Below are 21190 nucleotides of genomic sequence, written 5' to 3' on the forward strand. Positions count from 1 at the left end.
TGTAACTTTAACGAGGCGAATTATATTTCTCACTATAAAACCACAATCATAAACCATACAAATATAGCAAGGCAGAGGCTCACAAATACTGCGGCAGACCCTATATCTTTAGCACGACCACTTAACTCATGGTATTCACTCCCAATGCGATCAACCGTGCTTTCTACTGCAGAGTTCAATAATTCAACAATCAACACTAATACTAAAGTTCCAACCAATAAGATCTTCTCGATATTAGTCACATCTAGCATTAATGCGACAGGCGTCAATATCAGTAATAACAGTAATTCCTGTCTTACCCCAGACTCATATTTAATCGCTGCATGTAGCCCTTGCATCGAATAACCAGTCGCTTTAAATATTCGTTTCAAACCGATATAACCTGGTTTTCCGCTTTGCTGATTCAAAGGGCGGGATTGCTTCATGAATATCCTCAATAAAATAAGTTGCATATTAGAGGTCGGATACGAGCGACTATAGAAAATTATCTTTAGCTCGGTGCGCTCTGGTATTGATCCATATCGCTTAATCTGATTGATCATTACACTATATTAAAATGATAGAGCATTTCTGTTGTTACAACATATTAAATATTGCCGAGTAACACTTGTTACCAATAGAAATATCTTTTTGGTATCGATTAAAGGTATATAACAAAAATGACAACGTTCGGGGGGATGTAGTGGTAGATTGAAAGATATACTTGGTGCTGCAGTCTATTTCCGACTAAAAAAAGCCTGTTCTAGACAGGCTTAGTATCAGATTAATTAGCATCGCCGACATCAAATGCCAGTGCATACGCTAGCCAGCAATGCTTATTTACGCTCAATCGCCAGTGGTATTTGGTCTAACACCGTGGTGCCTTTGGTGACGCCATCGGCCAATTTTAAATATTCACGGGTAAAAATAGGGCGGAATTTATCAGCGTCCATCGCCATATAATTGTTTAATTGGCGATATAGGGTATACACAAAATTATCCCCAGTCGCGGCACGTTCCGCCGGACTCTTACGTTTAAATTTGAACAAACGCTCATACGCTTTATCGTGATCGGAATGGCCCATTAATACGATAGACTCACGCATAATCATATCCGCGACCACAGGTAAACTAGGCGGGAAATCATAAGGTAAACCATTGCTGCGACGCAGTGTCGGGATCTGCTCTGCGACCTTGATAACCGCTTCTGGCGCATATTTGGTAAATGTCAGCTTCCAGATATTAAATTGTGCCGAATCATAATCATAATTAAATGACGGAAAACTACTTGCAAGCATGGTGTACATAGTTGCAATCGCTTCTGTTTGTGGCTGAGTTAAACTAATTGTTTGTTCCATACGCCCTACTATTAAAATTTAGTGTTTAAATGCGTTAATCATCACCGTCGGTAAAACCCGGATCAATAAAGTGTGCTGGTAATGTTTTTAATGGCGCTTGTGTTACCGTTCTCTCATTCATCACAGGTCGTAATTGTCCGCCGTTCTGCGCTGTCATGCCTACGGTTAACTTACTGATCCCCATATCAGCTAAGGCTTTATTTAAGTTGCTATCTTTACGACTGGCTTTCGACACATTTTGCTTACCATTCAATGCTAATGATATAAGGCTATGCACACTGGTATCATCTTTAAATAATAGACCAAAAGCAAAGTTAACCGATTGATAATAGGGGTCAACCTGGGCACCATCAATCGCTAATTTAAGATCAGCTTCGGCGAATACTTCCAAGCGCAGTAATAACTTATCACGTTGCTCTGCGGTCATGCGTAAATTAATGCCGGCAGCCGTTTGTGTGCGTTCAAGCCAATAATTAAAAATGCGTAACGCTGGAGAATCAGCTTGGCTGACTTCCATACTATCCGCTAAACTAATCAGGCTCTCAATATTGCCCGAGTTAGTAAAAATATCATTAAAATTACGACCCTTATTGACCAAGTCACGACGATGGTCAACCCCATCTACCGCACGCTTGAGCTCTGCAATAGAATGTAACATTAGCAAACTATGCAGTTTCTCAAAATGCGCTTGTTTTGGTGCAATATATTGCGACATCTGTAAGCGTTTAGAACTAAACCAATAGTCATAAACTTGCTTAATGTCCGCCATCTTTTGTGGATCTTGCCTAATTTGATGGTAGTTCGGCATAAAACCACTTTGATTTTGGATATGCCTAACGCCTTGGCGGCTGAGCGTTGGTTGAAAAGGCTGGCGCGCTTCAGAGACTGGGTTATTCATCGGCTTAATACTTGCTGGCGCATTCACTCGATTAACCGCTGAGACGTCCTTAATATGTTGTAATTCAGTACCATCAAGCTCATACCAATCAAAGGCAGAGTTACGGCTATTCAGCTGAATACAGAGCACCTTGATATGCTCGATAGTAAAACCTTGACGCATAAATTCATCACAGCGCACCCGGAATTTACCATTATTAAAATTCAGGCGTTTCTGGGAATACTCAGCCACCAAGTCAAAGACCTGCTGGAAATATTGCAGGCTTGGATCCACGGCTGACACTGGCGCTGCGGCCTGTTCTTTAAAGTCTTCATACATAATGGCATTATTGATGTACAAGCCTGTATCATCTTGCTGAAGATAGTTTTTATTAATCAGTTCAGTAATGCTATGCTGCTTATCAGATTGCAGCGAAAAACGCGAAAAATCCGCAATACGATCTTTATTCTTTTTACATAACATCCATACTAATAAGCGAAATCCAGCATCAGAAAGTGATGATGATTGCGCGATATGATCGGGCACGATAAAGTATGTGCTCTCCATTTTTCTATTCATAACTGTTTAACACCACAATGCCATATTTAATTACAACTGAGCAATACGCTAACCTAAAGTCTACCATAGAAGACTTACTTGCACCTTTTGATTCCTTTGCTTTTTCAGACTTTGTTACTGTTAATCCAGTCTCGGCGCTGACAGTAAAAAAAGCAGACCAACTGGTGACAGCTCAAGGTTATGAAATTACATTAGAACTATTAGAACAAAGCGACGCGCGATATATTATCGAAGCCTATTATGATATCACTGATAACAAAAATATCTATGCGATAAATGAATATGCGCAACCAATCAACTTATTAAAAAATCCAAGTTTCACCCGCATTTGTAGCATCTGCAATACCACTACGAATCGTAGTCAGGGGTTGATATTTAGTCATCCGCAACAAGGTGACTTCTGCGCGCATTTAACGTGTGTAAAAAAACGCTTACCCGAGTTAATGCCATTTGTGCATTATTTACAAAAACTACCTACATTAGTTAAGCATCTTGAACAACTGCAACACAGTGTATTTAGTCAAGCTTATTCATCCGGTGCCCCGCTACGTTTATACTTAGCAATTGTCGAAGACGAAATTCGCCAACATGGTTTTGTCAGTAAACAAGACGCGATCCAGTTTCATCATGACTTTAAGCATGCCAGTTACAACAAAGCGGCTCAGCGCTATAAAACATCATCATTCCCTAAAGACCTCAGTTTTGAATTTGTTGAAAAAGCCATTTTGTATACCAAGCAAATGAAATCAACCAGCTTAAACGATAAGTTAAAACAGCTGTGTGGACAAAGTGTATTGGCTGAAAATGAACTCGCCACAGCGGCATTAATCATCTCGAATTACATCGTCAATAACCAAGGTTTATTAAGTCATAAATCACCACTAGCAACTGACAAAAAACTAGCATTACATAACGATGGCAGCAATATTAGTGAAACTTTACGCTTAAAAGGCAAGCTAGGTGATGATGTACGTTGTCGTATTACGATAAATAGCTGTAAATACCAAATCGTCACCAAACGCTACGATATACGGGGTAAAGATGATCTCGGTCGCGTGGTACAATTTAATCATAGCCAGTCGATCACTGAAAAATCATACATTTACATCAGTGGTTTTATCTCTAAGTTTTATCAAAACCAATACGGCTATACGGTCTCGGTATTGAAAGGCGTAAAACTATTATCTTCTTAGTATGACTAGAGCGCTTTTGTCTGATGCCGAGCACCGCATAATTTTATGGATAGAATATGTTTTATAAGCTCTAGATCGCAATAATTTGATTTCTATTACTAATGCCTCTCATATTACCAATTTATAACTAGGGTTGTTCATACCCAAGTTACTTGGGTATATAGGAATTTACCCAAGCTGGAGGCAATGGCAATGAAAATCAACATGCCAATTACGGATACTGAACAGTTTATGAAAGAAGGAGATATTCTTGTCTCCAAAACAGATCTAAAAGGGTCTATTACCTTCGTGAATAGAGCATTCCTCGAGATCAGCGGTTTTACCGAGGCTGAATTGTTACGTAAAAGCCACAGTATAGTGCGGCATCCAGACATGCCACCCGCGGCCTTTAAAGACCTTTGGGAAACAATACAACAAGGTAACCCTTGGACTGGTATCATTAAGAACAGAGTGAAAAATGGGGATTTTTACTGGGTAGTCGCCAATGTCATCCCCATCAAGAAAAACGGCCAAGTGATAGAATATATGTCGGTTAGAACCAAACCGACTCAGCAAGAAATCAAAGAAGCTGAGCTCACCTATCAAGCCATAAACACGGATAACCAGCCCCGTAAAAACCCCATTGTTGCGTTCAAGCAATTACTGACTACCGCAGGACTAAAAACCAAACTGTCAATATTGACCACCTTTGTCGCCTTTATCTTAATAGCAGGTGCACTCGTTCAATATGATAACGTGCACAAAATTGATACGGCTTGGGATCATTACCAAACGAACATTGCAGCGCGTAGTACGCTTATCAATGAGATAACGGCATCATTAGGCTATGGCGGTGTTATTCATCAATTCAAAAATTATATTCTCCGTCAAGATGACAATTACAGAGCACAATTTATTCAAGGTTATACAGGATTACTGAGTCAAATCAGCCGTTATCAAGCCTTATCTGGTGTTAGTTCACTCGAACAAAATGCATTAAAAGACATCATCAATGTTGCAGAACAATATCGACAACATCTAGATAGCGTTCAAGCTCTCATCACTAATGGTGCAGGAATAAGCCAGATTGACGCCAGTGTGAAAGTAGATGACAAACCCGCGCTTAATGCCATTGTACAATTACAACAAAACTACGCATCACTCACACAGCAGGCCTCGAATACCCTGCATACGCAAATCACCGATTCATTTATTAGTTTAGGTGCAGAAAGACTCGCTACGTTCCTTATCTTGGCCTTACTTGGCATAATGGTGCTAAGTCGAGCAATCATTAAGCCAATCAAGCAGCTCATTGGTATTTTCAGCAAAATTAATGAAGGTAAATACGAGAACAAATTTGAAATTCGTAATAACAGTGAATTTGGTAAATTATTCCAAGCAATTTACGTCACCCAGACCAAACTCAACTTTGATATTCAAGAGTCACGTTTAACCGCTGAAGAAGCATTACGTATCAAAAATGCCTTAGATAACGTGACAGCAAATGTCATGGTGGCAGATGGACAACGTAATATTATTTATATGAATGAGTCGGTGAATAAATTACTTAAGAATGCTGAACAAGATTTCAGAAAAGATTTACCCAACTTTAATGTAGACAATTTACTCGGCGAGAGTATCGATGTATTCCATAAGCGCCCACAACATCAACAGCAGATGTTACAAGGGCTGTCATCTACCCATCAGGCAAATATCAAGATTGGTGGCAGAACGATGCAGTTAACACTTAACCCGGTGACAAACGCAGCGAATGACCGTCTAGGTACTGTGGTGGAATGGAGTGATAAAACCGCAGAACTGGCAATCGAACAAGAAATCGACGAGATTGTTGCGGCGGCGGCGAATGGTGATTTATCCAAACGTATTACGCTTGAAGGTAAAAATGAGTTCTTTACTAAATTAAGCACAGGATTAAATGAGTTACTTGAGAGTTCATCATTGTTTGTCAGCGATGTGGGGGGCTTGTTCTCTCGCATGTCCGAAGGGGATTTAACCCAGTCAATCGAGCAAGAGTATAATGGTGAATTTCAACAAATTAAAAATGATGCCAATAACACCATCGACAAGCTAACCTCTATTATCAGCCAGATCCGAACCTCTGCAGAGACGGTCAGTACCGCATCACACGAGATCGCACTGGGTAATACAGACCTCAGTCAACGCACGGAAGAACAGGCTTGCTCATTAGAAGAAACAGCGTCGAGTATGGAAGAGATCACAGCTACCGTGAAACAAAGTGCCGCCAATACCGATGAAGCGAATAAGTTGGCGACGGAGGCCAAAAATAAAGCTCAAAATGGCGGTAAAACCGTACAAGAAGCCGTTTCGGCAATGAAAGAGATACTGACTGCGAGTAATCGTATCAACGATATTATCGGTGTCATTGATGAAATAGCCTTCCAAACCAATTTATTAGCCCTAAACGCCGCGGTCGAAGCAGCACGAGCTGGTGAACAAGGACGTGGTTTTGCTGTCGTTGCTGCTGAAGTCAGAAATCTATCACAACGCTCAGCTGATGCAGCGAAAGAAATTAAAGACCTGATCCGCGACAGTGTTGAAAAAGTAAAAATAGGTTCATCATTAGTCAATGAGTCAGGTGAGACATTACAAGAGATTGTGCATTCAGTTGAACACGTAGCCAATATGATTGCTGAAGTCAGTAATGCGGCGACAGAGCAATCTAGCGGTATTGAGCAAGTAAACCAAGCCGTGAATCAAATGGATGAAGTGACTCAACAAAATGCGTCACTGGTCGAGCAAGCATCCGTTGCAAGCTCAGCCATGTCTGAACAGGTCAATCACATGACCCAGTTAATCCAATTCTTTAAGCTGGTACAAACAGAGCAAGAAGAACAACAAATGCAAAATGTATCACATTATCAAGGTACACAGCGTCAGCAAGGTACCCAACCCCGCTCAACGAATGCGAACCGCAACCGACGCGGTGGACAACAACCGACAGCTCAACCAGTAACAGTGCAGAAAAAACAATCCAATGACAAGGCTATCGCCGCATTATCCAATAACGACAATTGGGATGAGTTTTAACTCATCATTAAACGCCACCAGATCCCAGGTAAACTGGTAAATCCGGTAGTAAACCATTTAATCTCACCATCTTTGATAATTAAGATGGTTGGGGTTACTTTAATTTTCCAGTCACTCCCTAAATCATAATTTTCATCGCTAATGACATCAAAGCTATATTCATGATGTTGTAAATATTTCTTCACCCGCAGATCTTCGCCTGAACTTAATGCCACCGTCACCACCGGATAGTATGCCGACAAGGTATCAACAGCCGGGCTAACAAAGCTACACACAGGACACCATGTGGCCCAAAAGTAGACAACCACAGCTTTATTTTTACTTAGCTCAGCAATATCGACCATTTCACCCGACAATGTCGTCCCAACTAACGCTGGAACGTTATCTTTAAGAAAGTCTTTGCCACGCCATACATCTACAACCGCCGTAATAATAAATGCTAAAAGCAGAAATATGGCTAACTGTTTACCCCAACCCAGCAGTCGTTGTTTCATTTATTCGTTTCCTTTGATAATACCAATCACAATAAATAATTAATCACTTATTTAATGCAATAGGTATCAATATGAAGAGTAAATTACTGCTTACGTTGCGCTTCTAATGCACGTTTCACTTGTTGTTCAAGCTGCTCGTAAGGCACGAGGCCACCGACAATTTGATCGGCAAAGATAAGACCTGGCGTGCCACTTAGTCCAAACTCACGCATCAACGTCATACTACTTTCAATTGTCATTTCAACACTCGCAGCCGTATTATCTAACCATTCTTCCGTGCCTGTTATCTGACCCACTTTAGCGATAGCACCACTGTCTAAACGACTTGGGCGTGACATTAATTTTTTATGTAATCCCGCAAATTTAGCGGGCTCATTTGCCCACACGGTTAAGGCTAAATCAGTTGCTTCTTTCGAACTTGCACCTAAGATCGGCACCAATTTATAAACCACACGTACTTCTGGGTACTTTTCAACTAAACGGTCTAATAATGGCTCAATTTTCTTGCAGTAAGGACAATTGAAGTCAGTAAAGTAAGCAATGGTTAATTCAGGATTTTTAGCACCCATCCACGGATCCATTTTGTTGTTAAACAACGCCGCTTTGTTGTTATCTAAACTTTGATCTTGTTGTGCTTTCACTTTATTTTGTTCGTGTGCCTGTAGTGCAATAATCGCTTCTTTTAATATTTCAGGATTATTGACCAACGCTTCTTTCAGCATTTGATTAAACTCTGCTTGTGGTAACGCTGTCGCGTCTGTTTTTGCAGGTGCAGCCCAAGCCATTTGCGTTGCAAAAATACCGATTGAAAGTACGGCTGATATTACTGATAGTTTCATTTTCATGGTTATTCCCATTAATAAATTTGTGTCTATAAATTTATGTCTATACATTTTATAAATAGCGATAAACTTCGACAAATCGCGCTACCCCATGCATCCACACGGAATAGCCATTAATATTATTCACCGCTCGCTTGCTGAATCGCATTCATCACGGCATCGTCAGTTAAAATGACCGGTAGTGGAATACCGTTTGGCGCTTTCGGGCCGTAAACGATATTAAATGGCACACCAAAACGACCATTGTTTTGCAGGTAATCAGTCACCTTGTCAGAACGAACTGTCCAGTCGCCCTTCATCGTTACTATGTTTTCTGTTTGTAGTTTGCTGTAAACAGGGTCTTGTAATACCACACCAATTTTATTGGCCTTACAGGTAATACACCAATCAGCCGTAATATCGACAAAGACCGTTTTCCCCTCTTTTACTTGCTGTTCGATAGAGGCAATATCAAGTTCTTGCCACACTAGCTCATCGGGAAGTCCTTGCGACCATTGACTGGTTGTTAAAGAGGCTGCCAACATACCCGCACTACCAAGTAACAAACCAACACTGACGCTAATAAGTACTGCACGTTTACCTTTAAGCTTTATCATAAAACCAATAAAGACCAGACTAACAAAGCTAAATAAACTATAAATAACCAGCGTAGGTAAGAAACTAGACAGTAAGGTCACTAGCCATAAACAAGTCAGCATTAATAAGCCAGCAAACACCGTTTTTACTGAACCCATCCAACGGCCAGGTTTAGGTAATAGACTGACAAGGCTTGGGAAAGTGGCAACGAGTAACCACGGCAACGCCATACCAATCGCTAAGGCAGTAAAGATAACAAATAAACTTACCGTATCAGCACCCAGAGCATAAGCAACCGCGGTACCCAAAAATGGTGCGCTACAAGGCGTGGCGAGTAATGTAGCGAACATACCTTGCAAGAAATGCCCACGATTACTGTCATCACCTGCGGTTGCTAATTTCGTTTGTACATTTGACGATAAACTAAATTCAAATGCGCCTAACATGTTTAATGAGAACACGGCGGTTATCACTACCATGCCAGCAATAAACCAAGGACTTTGGAATTGGATACCCCAACCTATCGCTTGACCTGATACTTTTAATGCAAAGATGAAAGCGGCAAGTAACCAGAACGACACGATGATACCCGCAGCAGAAGCCAGAAACTGTTGTCTGATTTTACCTTTCTCGAGTCTTGGCGCATCGATAATCGTGCTCAATTTCATGCCTAGAACCGGTAATACACACGGCATTATATTGAGGATCAAACCGCCTAATAAAGCGAACAGTACGATCCCGATCAGAGACTGACCTGCAATAGTGACTTGCCCTGCAATAACAGGCGCCGAGAACTCTAACGCTTGCTCTGACGTGATAACGGTTAAGTTTAACGTTTTATCGATTAATTCAACCTCACCCAACCAGCTACTGGCGTTAAATACCGCCATTAAACTATCATCAGACTCTTCGACCGTCTTTAGTTTAAATGCCGTGTCTAAGTCGCCATCGATCAATAATCTTGGGGTTTCGCCCCAGTTATAGCCAGATATTGTCACCTGCAATTGACTATTAACGTGATCCCACACTAATTGGATCGCGTTATTATCATCCACTTTTCTCGGTACTTTAGTGATGCTTTTATTATATAAAAACATTGCTTCAGCATCCGCTTGCAAGTTTTGAATATCAACCGACATGTTGATGTCATAGTCCGTTAACACACAAATAGTCGTACACGAAGATAAGGTTAATGTACCCGCTAACATTAACGGTTTATTAATGTCTTCGAACTGTAACTGCATGGGAAAACTGACCGCATCGGTATAACCATAGGTCTCTAATCCAAGCAATGAGAAATGCTTGGGTACTGGCCACTGCCAATCACTGTCAACAAGGTTTGTCGAATCCTGCCAATCAATACTTGGGGCGATACCACCTTCACCAGGTGAGCGCCAATAGGTTTTCCAGTCGTCAGAAAGTTTGACTTCGAGTACGGCAGGCACAGTATTGTTAATTTTATCCACTTGCCCAGTTAACATAAAACGTAACTGAATCGGTGGATGCGCTGGGTCTTGTAACCAACCTGTTGTTTGCGCCGAAATACTCGCCGAGATAAACAGTAAACAAGTTACAAATAAGGTTTTTATTGTCTTCAAATCATGTCTCCAAAAAGTATTTACAGTCATCTTATCGATACTTCAATACCAATTGCATTTAGTCGGTTGTCAATAAACAGGTAATGCCGAGTGCTTATCTTGTCAAGAAAAGTCACGCATACCTTATCTATAGATGATGATCATAATAATTTAATATACCTGAGTTACAGAAAAGACTTAACTTTTAAGTTCAAATAGTAAATATCAAATGGTTATTAACTATTAGCGCCTTTAACTATTAGCGCCTTTAACTATGTCCAAGCGATAGCAACTTGAAGTAACTTGGGTATACAGAATATTACTCGTCGAATTTACACAAGATGAGATGGCGGCGTTGCGAAGGTACAAATGTATTGGAGAGGTAGGCAACATTAAGCGTCTGGCGCGTGAAATAATGACTAAACAGGATGATCATCAAAATGACCATGACCAGTTCATCCATGTGAGTACTGGCTTTTTGCAACAGTTTTTCTGTCAGCTTACAAACGCCATCACTGCTATCAGCATAACTGGCATTATAAAGTTCAACAGTCGTTGTAGCACTCAACGGTTCACCACTAGAGATAGGCTGATTAAATGCGTAAGCATTGTTGACCATACAAGCAATCAAAAACACGACTATTAATAGCAGGTTGATATTGGCATTGTTTGTTGGTTTAGTGATGCGCATATTTTTTATGATTAAGCTTATTGGTTGAATTCGTCATAGAGTCTCTTTTTACCGATAATCAGTAAATATCACAAGTCAGGCTTATTAAAATTACCCTTCTTTACGAAAAATAGCTAATAATCGCTGCTTTATACTAAAATGTAGTGATGAATTTAATTAACTGCTGGTATTTTTGTGATTTTAGCCTAGAATCCCGCCCTCTAGTTCATTTCTCTTTATCCAGTGTTGATAACAAAACGTATCGCGATGATTAAGTAGAATGAAAAAGCACAAAAAAGTTACCTGAGCTAATCTCTGATAAAGTAGCTTGGGTATATAACACTGAATAATCGCTAGGAAATAGACACATGGCTAAAGGTAAAAAGTACGATTTTAATTTGGTATTAGTAGACGGTTCTTGGACTGCTGAAATCGTGAGAAAAATCACATCTAAAAAAACAGTTGTATCAAAAAGCCAAGCGGGCTTTGCTTCAGAAGAAGAAGCAAAAATTTGGGCTGAAACTGAATTAAAAGGTTTCTTACAAAACCAAATCGAACGTAACGCACGTCGCATTCGCCTCGTTTCAGAAAGCGTTGAAGAGAATGCAGAAGAGAGTGCTGAAGAGTCAGACGAATCTGATGAATCAGAAGCATCAGAAGCATCAGAAACATCAGAAAAAGACGACGTTTAATATCACCAAGATATAAACAACGTCTTACTACCATCGCTAATTACGCTTAATTAGCGATGGACTCTCACATCAAATCTTCTATCGCTTGTAACACACTAACAACCTCAAACGCTTCTATCCGTCTTGTACCCACATACAACAACGCATCACTTGAACCACCATATGCCTGCGCCAGAATGTTATAACGGATTTTCGCTTCACTGTTGTTATTAATATCCCATTCAATATACTCAATACCATATGAATCAAAATCATCGCGAAGATCGCTACAGCGAGCACAGCCTCGAGCACTGTAAATCACCACCTTAGGTTGATTAAACTCATTAAAATGTTGCTTATAAACACGCTTATCTCGCCAAGAAAAAATGCTGTCACCTTTTATCTCGTACAGAAACTCATTGTAGCTACGTGCATTAAACCCGTTATAGATGTTATTGCCCACCACCAATACCGGTAGCGTTGTACTATCAACATATCTCAGTAATAGCGTTCTACCGTCGGCATTGTCTTTTAGGTCTATTACATCAGGCTTTATCGATTTGCTTTTAAGGTGCTCTAACGCAGCGTTACAAGGCACACCACATTCGCCATGCACGAACAGCAATGCTTTAGCTGTGCCACTGGCGTTAAACGCCCCGTCCTTTTGCCAAATAAAACTAAGTAGGCTTGGATTATAGTGATTCACAAATGCAATCGCGGCTATAAGCACAATCAACTTTTTCATATCCCTTAATCCTTTCTATGTTGCGTTAACATCCATGGTCCACACTTGCGACTTTAACCATTGGAGTAAGTGAAATAACACTAATGATACAGGTCAATATCTTACAAATTGTTAATGGGCGAAAGTGTAGCGAATTGTGAGTAAAGCAGGCAATCAGGGAATAGTATGAGATGAGCATTAACTTTCAATGTCTAATGCGTAACTAGAAATGTCGTCCTAATGATGGAGGAAATATGAGGATGTTAAAACAACCTCATATTTGGTAGAAGCTAAGTTTATAGTGGTACAGTTAATCTTTTTTGTCAGCATGACTCAAAATTAAATTGCTGCCGTCAATTTTAACGTCTTTGTAGCCCGTTAATTTTTCAGCAAGTACATCAAGCACTTTTTCAGTAAGAGCTTCATCTGATAATTTATAAGTAGTTATATTTTTACCAGACGTAGCATCATTATTTACTTCAGATTGAATGCTGTTTAATAAATTTTCAAGGTCATCATTGTTCATATGTATACTCCACATCGAATGTATATTGTTTAAGTTTTATTGATATTTTTTATGGTAGGCTCTTTGTTCTTTCGTTTCAATATATTGTTTTAAAATGACATAATTCAGCGATCGCGGCATGATTAGTGTGCGTTAGCTGCATAAACGGTATAGATAGCGTTATGTTTCTTGTTGCAACAATTAGTCAATTATTTATTTTTGATGTTGACGCTGCTCTCGTAAACACAACTCAGGTTATAAACAATATTTGGAAGACATGGGCATTACAAAAAAACATTGAATTTTCAGACATATTTCCTCATGTTCATGGGCTATAGCAACGAGTAGGCCTAGAAAAGTAGCAGAAACGAGTTTACTTGCATCTGGGTTTGAACTTCCAGATAGCATGGTTTGCGCCGAAGATGTGACTTATGGGAAACCTCATCCTGCTCCATTTATTCTAGCGGCTAAAAATCTAGGTTTAGATCCTAAAAACTGTATCGCATTTGAAGATTCTCCAGCAGGGATAAAATCAGCAAAAGACGCAGGATGTTTTACTATTGCGCTATTAACAAGTCATAAAAAATCTGATTTAGCGTTAGCGGACTTAATCCTCGATAGCTTTTCGGTATTATCCATTAGGAAAAAAATGCGGCCTATGAGCTAAGTTGGTAAAGAGTTAATGGAAAACCCGAAGGTGAACTTCATATAAGTTGAGCTAAATCAGCTTTTAAAAATTCAATAAATACCCGGAATTTTTCAGGGAGAAATACTCGATGAGAGTATACAGCGTATAGATTCAACGGTGCAGCATTGGATGCAAAATTTAATTCAATGAGACGGCCATCTTTTATATGTTCATCACAAGCATAACGGGAAAGGATAGCAAAACCAATCCCCGATAAAGCTGCCTTGAAAGCCATTTCTCCGCTGTTGACTTTAAAGTTACTAGACACGCTTACGTGATGAAATCCCCCACTGTCTTTAATAAATTGCCAAGCTTTCCCTTGGAGTGCAGTTGCAGTGGTTATACAAGGTAATGCACTAAAATCATTGATGTTACTGGGTTTACCCCATTGCTTAATGACCTTGGGTGCGGCCACAATGCAACATGGGAACTCAGCTAGTTTTTGTGCAATATAATCACTGTCTGGTAGGTCCCCCCTCGTCATAATAATTGCAATGTCGATATCCTCAATTAAAGACTCAAACCCGGCTAAGTTCGTCGTACAGTTAATACTAACTTCAGGATATTTTAATGCAAAATTAATAATAGAATCTCCCAATAATTTAGGGCCTATTTCATTAGGAATACAGAGCCTTAGTGGGCCTTTCAGTTGCGTTTTATTTGATGTGATGTCAGATTCGAGTTGCGCTAAGCCGTCGAGTAATGTACCAGCCCGAGAATAAAGCAGCGCACCTGACTCAGTTAACCTCATATGTCGTGTACTGCGTTCAATTAAGCGGACTTGTAGTTTAGCTTCCAATTGAGAAATGGTACGACTCACGTTTGAAGATGGCATTTGTAATGCCTTTGCAGCACCGATAAAACTGCCTTTCTCAGCAACAAAAGAAAATATCCTGAGCGAAGTGAAATCAATATTATCCATCATACTGTCCCATTATTGATATCAATAAGTCCAACTTATACCACCTAATAATCATAAATGATATGAATTATATTGTTTGTTATTAATAACGATTCAGCTCAAAAAGATATAACTGACAAGATTAAAAATTAGCTGGAATACAGGTTTTCTCTAATTATTCGAATAAGGACTCATTTATGAAAATAGGTATACTAGGTGGTGGTATCGGCGGGTTAAGTACTGCCATTGCATTGAAACTAGAAGGCTTTGAGGTTGATGTCTATGAACGACATAGTCGACCAAGCGAGATTGGTGCCGGTATTGTATGCTGGCCGAATGCTTCATTTGTTTTAGACCAACTTGGAGTGTTAAGCCAAGTGGCCAAAGTGGCAGGTTCACTCAACTATATGCACCGTTTTTCTAGTCATTGCGAACCGCTAGGCTCATTAGACATAACTCAACTAAATCAATTAATGGCATACCCTAGCTATTCTGTTATTCGTAAAGATCTGATGGCTATATTGACTCAACGGGCTCTTGAACTAAGTATCAATATACATTATCAACATGATGTAACTGCACTTTCGAATAACGATAACAACAAAGTTTGTGTGCAATTTACCAATGGTAAAAATATCGAACCAGATATCATTATTGGCGCTGATGGCCGTATGAATTCATTTGCGAGAAAGTATGTAAATGGTAATAACGATCCTGTTTATCAGGGTTTTATTAACTGGATTGGTGTATTTGAGTGTAAGAATGAGGTTTTCACTGATCTTTCAGTTTCAGATTACTGGGGAGTTGGAGAGCGTTTCGGAATAGTACCAGTATCAAAAACAAAAGCTTATTGGGCTGGAGGTGTCGTATCTCAAAATATAGAAGAGGTAAACCCTGACTTGTATAAATCCGAACTCCGTTCACTGTTTGCCCGTTGGCCAGATCCTATTAATGAGATCATCAATGAAACACCTTTATCCCGTATTAATAAAATCTATGTTCATGATCATAATCCGATAAAAATCTGGCATAAAAATAATGTCATATTACTCGGTGATGCTGCGCATTCCGCTTTACCTACTTCTGGTCAAGGAGCTTGTCAGGCGCTAGAAGATGCATGGCACTTTGTTCATTGTTTAAAAGAAAATGTGAATGATATACCTAAGGTGTTTAAGCAGTTTACCGAGTTAAGATCGGCGAAAACGTCAAAAGTCACAATAGGTGGTCGCCAAGCTGCCTCATCGATTTTTAACCAAGACCAAGGGTTTTGTAAACAAAGGGATTTAGCGAGTAAAAATATGGATCATAAAAGCACTGTTGTTAGTATCGCTAAACTCTGGGCTAACGGTTTACCTATCAACATTTAACACTGCCGTAAATTTCGGAGTTTAAGCGATAATCAGTTTCTGTGGATCATTGGCTTAGCGTGATCCTCTAAGACTGTTTATGCTCTTTAACCTATTTCCTATCATGGATATACCAGCTTAAATTGATTCTTTTTTAAGAATGGTAAAGCTTTCCTTTGAACAAAACATACAAATAAAAAAGGCAACCTTTTTGGTTGACCTTTCTTTGAGTTAGGACCGGATAAACAATTGAATTATAGTTTATCTTTCGCCAACCACTCTGCGACTTGTTTAGTATAATAGCTAACAATTAGATCAGCACCTGCACGCTTAAAACCTGTTAATGTTTCGTACACAACACGCTTTTCATCTAAAGCTCCAGCCAAAGCCGCAAATTTAATAGCAGCATATTCCCCTCCAACTTGGTAAACAGCAAGAGGTAGATGTGTTTCGCGACGAAGATTTGCAACTACATCAAGATATGGCGTACCAGGTTTAACCATGAGAATATCTGCACCTTCTTCAGCATCAAGTAAGGCTTCTTGCAGTGCTTGACGACCATTTGCACAATCCATTTGATACGCTTTACGATCGCCACTTAATTCACAGTCAACGGCGACACGAAATGGGCCATAGAAAGAAGAGGCAAATTTTACCGCATGAGCAAGAATAGCCACATGTTCAAAACCTGCAGCATCTAAGCCCTCACGAATAGCTTTGACTTGACCATCCATCATAGCTGACGGTGCTAGCATATCAGCCCCCGCTCTGGCAGCTGTTACACTTTGTTTAACTAAGAGCTCTAATGTCTCGTCATTTAATACATGTCCATCATGGTAAACACCGCAATGACCGTGAGTCGTATATTCACAAAAGCAAATATCAGGGATCACCATCATGTCTGGGCATACTGATTTAATGGTTTTCACCATACGAGCAAGTAACCCCTCATCATTCCAAGTATCACTACCAATCTCATCTTTAGTATGCGATATACCAAACGGCATTACGTAGCGAACGCCTAGCTTATAAAGTGTTTTTACCTCATCTGCCAACACACTTTCTGGAATACGAGAAATACCGGGCATAGTAGTAATCGGTACTTCTTCTGTTAACGTTTCTTCAATGAAAATAGGATGAATAAGATCAGCTAATTTAAATTCGTGTTCACGAACAAGATCACGCATATTTGCAGTGCGACGCATACGACGCAAGCGTTTTAAAGGGGTAGAGATAGAGGTTGTCATATAGATTATTCTAATCTAGTTATAAATAGGTATTTACATCATAATACAAATATTAGTATTAAGATCAAATTGTTTGAGTTATACATCTTCATATTTTCGTAGTCAATTGTCTAACACAGTTCTGCCCAGTAATATGTTAGCGACATAATCTCTCAATAAATAATTTCTTAAAAACGCACAAATATTCTAGATTCAAATCTCATTTTATATTCAACTAAGTAGAGTATGTATTTGCGTTTACAAGGAAGTATTAAAATGGCAGAGCTAGCGACTAAGGATTGGCTTGAATTAAGTAAAGATGATGAGACTGGGATTGAAACAATCAGAGCCCATTTTAACGGTCATGCATACGATCCGCATTGGCATGACAGTTATTTAGTTGGTATCACTGAACAGGGTGTTCAACAGTTTAACTGCAGACGTAATACCCACACATCTTTATCTGGTGGTAGCTTTCTGCTTGAACCAGGGGAAATACACGATGGCAAAGCACCTGAATATGGTGGCTTTACTTATCGAATGCTCTACATCCCACAAGCATGGATAAAGGACAAGTTTTTAGCCCTGTTCGATAATATACCAAGTAGTTTTGAACTTAACTTTGATACCACACTATCGAATAACAAAGCACTGTCAGCCAGTATTTCATCTGCATTTTTATCGTTACACCATCAAGACCCGAAGATAGTGAAAGATGCATACTTAGATCAGATGTTAGAAAAACTAACCGCAAATTTAGATTGGAGTAAAAAACGGTCTAAATCAGTTGAGATTGATGCTATAGCGCTTAAAACACAAGATTTCTTACATGCCAACATTTATACCGATATTGGTTTAGAGGATTTGTCTCGCGCAGTTGATGCTGATAGATTTAGAATAAGCCGAGCCTTTAAAGCTGCCTTTGGCCTAGCGCCTCATGCTTATTTGATCCAATTACGTTTAGTGAAAGCACGTCAATTACTCTCTCAAGGTTATCAACCAGTAGATGTAGCCAGCGAGCTATGCTTTGCCGATCAAAGCCATCTAGGACGTTGGTTTCGTCGAGTCTATAAATTAACACCTGCAAATTATCAGCAACTCTGCACAAATCATCCAGACTATCGCTGACAATACCCAGATACTAATTACATCGTCACTTTAATGGTATCTTGTTATGACTACTTTATATTTAAACTTTTTGTTATTTGCTGTTGTTATCTCTATCACTCCAGGTCCAACAAACCTTATCGCGTTAACCCTTGGTCATCGATACGGCATTAATTCTGCTTTCGCTTTTATCATTAGTGCTGCAAGTGCTGCGTCGTTAATTCTATTATTAACAGCACAAGGTATTGCCACTGTATTTATTACCTACCCTCTACTACAACAAACAATGGCATGGATAGGCTGTACATGGTTAATCTGGTTATCTTGGAAATTGTATTGGACACCCGCTATAGCAACAGCAGATAAAAGCGATGCCTTTACAAGGCCGAGTTGGATTCAAGGTGCAGGCCTACAATTCATTAACCCTAAAACATGGTTTATGGCGATGACAGTAAGCAGCTTATTCAATTCTGCTGACTCTCATAGTTTCAATCACAATCTAACCTTAGCAATAATATTCTTCTTCGTTGCTTGCAATACGCTTGTTTGCTGGACATTACTCGGACAATTAACAAGAAAGATATTAAGCAGCCCAACACAAAGCAATATCATCAACAAAATTCTCGCGATCTTACTTTTGTTATCTGTGTTATCGGCTATGTTCACGCTGTGATAAATAACCTTTGCGCTTAAGCTTGAAAGCGTCGAGTAAACAGGGGCGCGATTCAAAATGGCTTAAAGATACACTTTCCAGAGCAGGACTACCCCACTGTTACGACCATGTATTTAGTACTTTTATAATACGTAACACCGTTGCTTTGTTGTTATAATTGGAGACTTTAAGACACTTACAAGCTGTATATCTTCAAAGGACAAAAAGGACATTTAGAAATGGAACATACTGTACTTCCTTACAACCTGCCGAAGTCCCCAAAAGAGCACTTCGGTATTTAGCTAAAATAATTAATATCCCTTATTCATTTGTAGCCAGTGGTGGACAGCAAGAAGTTGAAGCTATGACTGCAACTATTATGTACCGACATTTAAACCGAATTCAGCAAATGGAAGCGTGGAAATTAATACGAGGCCTTGATAGTCGCCCGCTAACTGGAAAGCTTGTTGATAAGGTTTTAGATACAAAAACCAACCCTCAATGGGGTATGTGGTCAATGACTAATGAAGAATGATTAGCTGATAAAAAAATTCACGAAATAATTAATACATATGCAAGTGGGTTAGGTGTAACAGCATCAGCAGCAGGTACTAAAAGTGTACTACAAGAAGTTTGGAAAAATAAAAAATTATCCAAGGGAGGTTGGGTTACTCTAATCATTTGGGGAGCAGTGATATTTAATAGCTCTGAACTTAGTAAGGTCAATACTGAGTTAGCAAACCGAACAACATTGAACACCTCTTCTTTATATTAATCATGAATAGACTCTTTGCAATCGTAATTTACCTAATAAATGTAATTGGTGGGATATGGCTATTTAATTCTGCTACTCCAGAACACAAAATATATCTTTTCTATGCTGTGTTTATATTTGCTAACGTTCAAGCTTTTTATTTAAATTTTAAAATAATCAAACTTCAGGATAAATTGGATGAAAAATCTTAAATATATTGCACTGATCTTATTAATCTTTTGTGAAAGCGCACTCGCGAATAGTAAATTAGAGTGTAAAGTAGATCAATTCCACGTACCGAACGTAGAAATTACGGTGGCTAATGCTCCGGGTATCAAGAAAACAAGCGCATCATTTATGGATGATGATAATAATTATTGGCATTTGGCTGCGTATGAATTACACAAAAAAGAAAATTTGTATCTCCTAAAGGGGATGAATAATTTAACTGACTCTAAAGCCATTATAGCAATAGCACTCAGTAATTATATAAATCGGCTTGAAGATAAAATGTTTTACACTACGCATCTTAGAGAGTCTTTTCCAGTATCTATTTCAACACTTTCTGGTAGTGGGTATATAATAGATGCCACTTTTGCTAATTCGACTGTGAATGAAACATTTGCTTTTTGGATGATCGTAAAAGACGACAAAATATTTTTTGGTGACCTTCATATTACTACCGATACGGTGGAACCTTCTATACAGGTAGCTAAAGAAAGATTAACTGATTTCATTAAAACCTGTGAGATTGTAGCGGATTATACGTGATATCAATTATGCACGTATATTTCAGTTTTTTACGATAGTGATATTTATCCGAAAGGTTAGACTAAATATGAACCTAACGCAGTCATCTCCATTTATGCGTTAGGTAAGTAACCCTCACCGTAAATGATTTTTAAAAACGCGATAAATCGAGTGTGATGGGCGCGCCTAGCCATTGCACATACTCGGTGTGATCGCGTAAATCATCGCCTGTTACTGCATGTAGCAATACCGAAATCCCTTGCCTGTGTTCAATACACCAAGCTACAAATACATCAAAATCGTCAGCGGTGAACGATGCCTGAAAACTCCACTGTGGATGCGGTCCTACTGGTTTGGTATTGAAGTTACCGACATATAAACCCAATTCTTCATTAATACTTGTTCGTAATGCTTTTGCGTGTACTAGTGATGATTCATCGAAATAAAAATGCGCATGATAGTCTGCATGAATGTTAACGGGCGTATCCATAAATACCTCATCAAATAGGGCTATAACTCTCTGTTATAAGAATGGCTTATGAAATTGTTGATAACACTGTTTATAAAACAACGGGCTCAACATAACACACAGGGCTATTGCTGAATACGACCTTTACTTTCTTCACATTCGACATGAAAAACGCAGCTAAAACCAACATCTAAAAACATTATA

The 21190-nt window shown here is 39.2% G+C and carries 21 protein-coding genes; 9 read left to right on the plus strand and 12 right to left on the minus strand.

Translation table 11 applies throughout. The features are described 5' to 3' along the window. Window positions 1-32: 32 nt before the first annotated feature. The 3 genes from HRT96_RS01070 to HRT96_RS01080 form a co-directional block, all read right to left on the minus strand. Window positions 33-425 carry a diacylglycerol kinase gene (locus HRT96_RS01070; protein WP_293150953.1) on the minus strand — a complete coding sequence of 131 codons (393 nt, stop codon included), beginning with the start codon at window positions 423-425 and terminating at the stop codon, window positions 33-35. Between the two features lie 390 nt (window positions 426-815). Next, on the minus strand, window positions 816-1337 hold the full coding sequence (locus HRT96_RS01075; RefSeq protein ID WP_293150956.1) for a hypothetical protein: 522 nt from the start codon (window positions 1335-1337) through the stop codon (window positions 816-818). 34 nt (window positions 1338-1371) lie between these two features. After that, window positions 1372-2793: a hypothetical protein gene (locus HRT96_RS01080; protein WP_293150959.1), complete on the minus strand. Its 1422-nt coding sequence runs from the start codon at window positions 2791-2793 to the stop codon at window positions 1372-1374. 17 nt (window positions 2794-2810) lie between these two features. Between HRT96_RS01080 and HRT96_RS01085 the strand changes: the two genes are divergently transcribed. After that, on the plus strand, window positions 2811-3986 hold the full coding sequence (locus tag HRT96_RS01085; protein WP_293150962.1) for a hypothetical protein: 1176 nt from the start codon (window positions 2811-2813) through the stop codon (window positions 3984-3986). Window positions 3987-4178: 192 nt separating this feature from the next. Next, window positions 4179-7034 (plus strand): methyl-accepting chemotaxis protein, encoded by a 2856-nt coding sequence (locus tag HRT96_RS01090; RefSeq protein ID WP_293150965.1) that lies wholly within the window; start codon window positions 4179-4181, stop codon window positions 7032-7034. On the opposite strand, the gene HRT96_RS01095 is transcribed toward HRT96_RS01090, so the two are convergent. The 4 genes from HRT96_RS01095 to HRT96_RS01110 all read right to left on the minus strand — a co-directional run bounded on the left by HRT96_RS01095 (window position 7031) and on the right by HRT96_RS01110 (window position 11214). Beyond that, window positions 7031-7528 carry a protein disulfide oxidoreductase gene (locus HRT96_RS01095; RefSeq protein WP_293150968.1) on the minus strand — a complete coding sequence of 166 codons (498 nt, stop codon included), beginning with the start codon at window positions 7526-7528 and terminating at the stop codon, window positions 7031-7033. The genes HRT96_RS01090 and HRT96_RS01095 overlap by 4 nt on opposite strands. A gap of 83 nt (window positions 7529-7611) precedes the next feature. Beyond that, window positions 7612-8373, minus strand: a complete 762-nt coding sequence (locus HRT96_RS01100; RefSeq protein ID WP_293150971.1) for a DsbA family protein — start codon at window positions 8371-8373, stop codon at window positions 7612-7614. Window positions 8374-8489: 116 nt separating this feature from the next. Continuing rightward, window positions 8490-10544: a protein-disulfide reductase DsbD domain-containing protein gene (locus HRT96_RS01105; RefSeq protein ID WP_293150974.1), complete on the minus strand. Its 2055-nt coding sequence runs from the start codon at window positions 10542-10544 to the stop codon at window positions 8490-8492. 298 nt (window positions 10545-10842) lie between these two features. Next, window positions 10843-11214, minus strand: coding sequence for a hypothetical protein (locus HRT96_RS01110; RefSeq protein WP_293150977.1), 372 nt, complete (start codon window positions 11212-11214; stop codon window positions 10843-10845). 347 nt (window positions 11215-11561) lie between these two features. Between HRT96_RS01110 and HRT96_RS01115 the strand changes: the two genes are divergently transcribed. Beyond that, window positions 11562-11885, plus strand: a complete 324-nt coding sequence (locus HRT96_RS01115) for a DUF3622 domain-containing protein (RefSeq protein ID WP_293150980.1) — start codon at window positions 11562-11564, stop codon at window positions 11883-11885. 64 nt (window positions 11886-11949) lie between these two features. On the opposite strand, the gene HRT96_RS01120 is transcribed toward HRT96_RS01115, so the two are convergent. Both HRT96_RS01120 and HRT96_RS01125 read right to left on the minus strand, forming a co-directional pair. Next, complete coding sequence (locus HRT96_RS01120) at window positions 11950-12609, minus strand: glutaredoxin domain-containing protein (protein WP_293150983.1); 660 nt, start codon at window positions 12607-12609, stop codon at window positions 11950-11952. Window positions 12610-12898: 289 nt separating this feature from the next. Then, window positions 12899-13114, minus strand: coding sequence for a hypothetical protein (locus HRT96_RS01125; protein ID WP_293150986.1), 216 nt, complete (start codon window positions 13112-13114; stop codon window positions 12899-12901). A 313-nt stretch (window positions 13115-13427) separates the two neighbouring features. Between HRT96_RS01125 and HRT96_RS01130 the strand changes: the two genes are divergently transcribed. Beyond that, window positions 13428-13760 carry an HAD-IA family hydrolase gene (locus HRT96_RS01130; protein WP_293151378.1) on the plus strand — a complete coding sequence of 111 codons (333 nt, stop codon included), beginning with the start codon at window positions 13428-13430 and terminating at the stop codon, window positions 13758-13760. Between the two features lie 37 nt (window positions 13761-13797). On the opposite strand, the gene HRT96_RS01135 is transcribed toward HRT96_RS01130, so the two are convergent. After that, window positions 13798-14706 carry a LysR family transcriptional regulator gene (locus tag HRT96_RS01135; protein WP_293150989.1) on the minus strand — a complete coding sequence of 303 codons (909 nt, stop codon included), beginning with the start codon at window positions 14704-14706 and terminating at the stop codon, window positions 13798-13800. 173 nt (window positions 14707-14879) lie between these two features. On the opposite strand from HRT96_RS01135, the gene HRT96_RS01140 reads away from it, so the two are divergent. Then, window positions 14880-16049 carry an FAD-dependent monooxygenase gene (locus tag HRT96_RS01140; protein WP_293150992.1) on the plus strand — a complete coding sequence of 390 codons (1170 nt, stop codon included), beginning with the start codon at window positions 14880-14882 and terminating at the stop codon, window positions 16047-16049. Window positions 16050-16282: 233 nt separating this feature from the next. Here the strand turns inward: HRT96_RS01140 and hemB are convergent, their stop codons facing one another. Then, window positions 16283-17275, minus strand: a complete 993-nt coding sequence (hemB, locus tag HRT96_RS01145) for a porphobilinogen synthase (protein WP_366051112.1) — start codon at window positions 17273-17275, stop codon at window positions 16283-16285. A gap of 255 nt (window positions 17276-17530) precedes the next feature. Between hemB and HRT96_RS01150 the strand changes: the two genes are divergently transcribed. The 4 genes from HRT96_RS01150 to HRT96_RS01165 all read left to right on the plus strand — a co-directional run bounded on the left by HRT96_RS01150 (window position 17531) and on the right by HRT96_RS01165 (window position 20538). Beyond that, complete coding sequence (locus HRT96_RS01150) at window positions 17531-18382, plus strand: AraC family transcriptional regulator (protein ID WP_293150995.1); 852 nt, start codon at window positions 17531-17533, stop codon at window positions 18380-18382. Window positions 18383-18428: 46 nt separating this feature from the next. Further along, the gene (locus tag HRT96_RS01155) at window positions 18429-19034 is read left to right on the plus strand and encodes a LysE family translocator (RefSeq protein WP_293150998.1); all 606 of its coding nucleotides are present in this window, start codon (window positions 18429-18431) and stop codon (window positions 19032-19034) included. A 343-nt stretch (window positions 19035-19377) separates the two neighbouring features. After that, the gene (locus HRT96_RS01160; RefSeq protein WP_293151001.1) at window positions 19378-19548 is read left to right on the plus strand and encodes a hypothetical protein; all 171 of its coding nucleotides are present in this window, start codon (window positions 19378-19380) and stop codon (window positions 19546-19548) included. Window positions 19549-19965: 417 nt separating this feature from the next. Beyond that, complete coding sequence (locus HRT96_RS01165) at window positions 19966-20538, plus strand: hypothetical protein (RefSeq protein ID WP_293151004.1); 573 nt, start codon at window positions 19966-19968, stop codon at window positions 20536-20538. A gap of 130 nt (window positions 20539-20668) precedes the next feature. Here HRT96_RS01165 and HRT96_RS01170 read toward each other — a convergent pair whose 3' ends face one another. After that, the gene (locus tag HRT96_RS01170) at window positions 20669-21007 is read right to left on the minus strand and encodes a DOPA 4,5-dioxygenase family protein (RefSeq protein WP_293151007.1); all 339 of its coding nucleotides are present in this window, start codon (window positions 21005-21007) and stop codon (window positions 20669-20671) included. Window positions 21008-21190: the final 183 nt, after the last annotated feature.

This window comes from Moritella sp., from assembly GCF_013215705.1.
GTDB lineage: Bacteria > Pseudomonadota > Gammaproteobacteria > Enterobacterales > Moritellaceae > Moritella.

What these genes read in the sequence shown, in the direction of transcription:
- HRT96_RS01070 (WP_293150953.1), bottom strand. Translation starts at nt 425, where the DNA reads ATGAAGCAATCCCGCCCTTTGAATCAGCAAAGCGGAAAACCAGGTTAT.
- HRT96_RS01075 (WP_293150956.1), bottom strand. Translation starts at nt 1,337, where the DNA reads ATGGAACAAACAATTAGTTTAACTCAGCCACAAACAGAAGCGATTGCA.
- HRT96_RS01080 (WP_293150959.1), bottom strand. Translation starts at nt 2,793, where the DNA reads ATGAATAGAAAAATGGAGAGCACATACTTTATCGTGCCCGATCATATC.
- HRT96_RS01085 (WP_293150962.1), top strand. Translation starts at nt 2,811, where the DNA reads ATGCCATATTTAATTACAACTGAGCAATACGCTAACCTAAAGTCTACC.
- HRT96_RS01090 (WP_293150965.1), top strand. Translation starts at nt 4,179, where the DNA reads ATGAAAATCAACATGCCAATTACGGATACTGAACAGTTTATGAAAGAA.
- HRT96_RS01095 (WP_293150968.1), bottom strand. Translation starts at nt 7,528, where the DNA reads ATGAAACAACGACTGCTGGGTTGGGGTAAACAGTTAGCCATATTTCTG.
- HRT96_RS01100 (WP_293150971.1), bottom strand. Translation starts at nt 8,373, where the DNA reads ATGAAAATGAAACTATCAGTAATATCAGCCGTACTTTCAATCGGTATT.
- HRT96_RS01110 (WP_293150977.1), bottom strand. Translation starts at nt 11,214, where the DNA reads ATGCGCATCACTAAACCAACAAACAATGCCAATATCAACCTGCTATTA.
- HRT96_RS01115 (WP_293150980.1), top strand. Translation starts at nt 11,562, where the DNA reads ATGGCTAAAGGTAAAAAGTACGATTTTAATTTGGTATTAGTAGACGGT.
- HRT96_RS01120 (WP_293150983.1), bottom strand. Translation starts at nt 12,609, where the DNA reads ATGAAAAAGTTGATTGTGCTTATAGCCGCGATTGCATTTGTGAATCAC.
- HRT96_RS01125 (WP_293150986.1), bottom strand. Translation starts at nt 13,114, where the DNA reads ATGAACAATGATGACCTTGAAAATTTATTAAACAGCATTCAATCTGAA.
- HRT96_RS01135 (WP_293150989.1), bottom strand. Translation starts at nt 14,706, where the DNA reads ATGATGGATAATATTGATTTCACTTCGCTCAGGATATTTTCTTTTGTT.
- HRT96_RS01140 (WP_293150992.1), top strand. Translation starts at nt 14,880, where the DNA reads ATGAAAATAGGTATACTAGGTGGTGGTATCGGCGGGTTAAGTACTGCC.
- hemB (WP_366051112.1), bottom strand. Translation starts at nt 17,275, where the DNA reads ATGACAACCTCTATCTCTACCCCTTTAAAACGCTTGCGTCGTATGCGT.
- HRT96_RS01150 (WP_293150995.1), top strand. Translation starts at nt 17,531, where the DNA reads ATGGCAGAGCTAGCGACTAAGGATTGGCTTGAATTAAGTAAAGATGAT.
- HRT96_RS01155 (WP_293150998.1), top strand. Translation starts at nt 18,429, where the DNA reads ATGACTACTTTATATTTAAACTTTTTGTTATTTGCTGTTGTTATCTCT.
- HRT96_RS01160 (WP_293151001.1), top strand. Translation starts at nt 19,378, where the DNA reads ATGACTGCAACTATTATGTACCGACATTTAAACCGAATTCAGCAAATG.
- HRT96_RS01165 (WP_293151004.1), top strand. Translation starts at nt 19,966, where the DNA reads ATGAAAAATCTTAAATATATTGCACTGATCTTATTAATCTTTTGTGAA.
- HRT96_RS01170 (WP_293151007.1), bottom strand. Translation starts at nt 21,007, where the DNA reads ATGGATACGCCCGTTAACATTCATGCAGACTATCATGCGCATTTTTAT.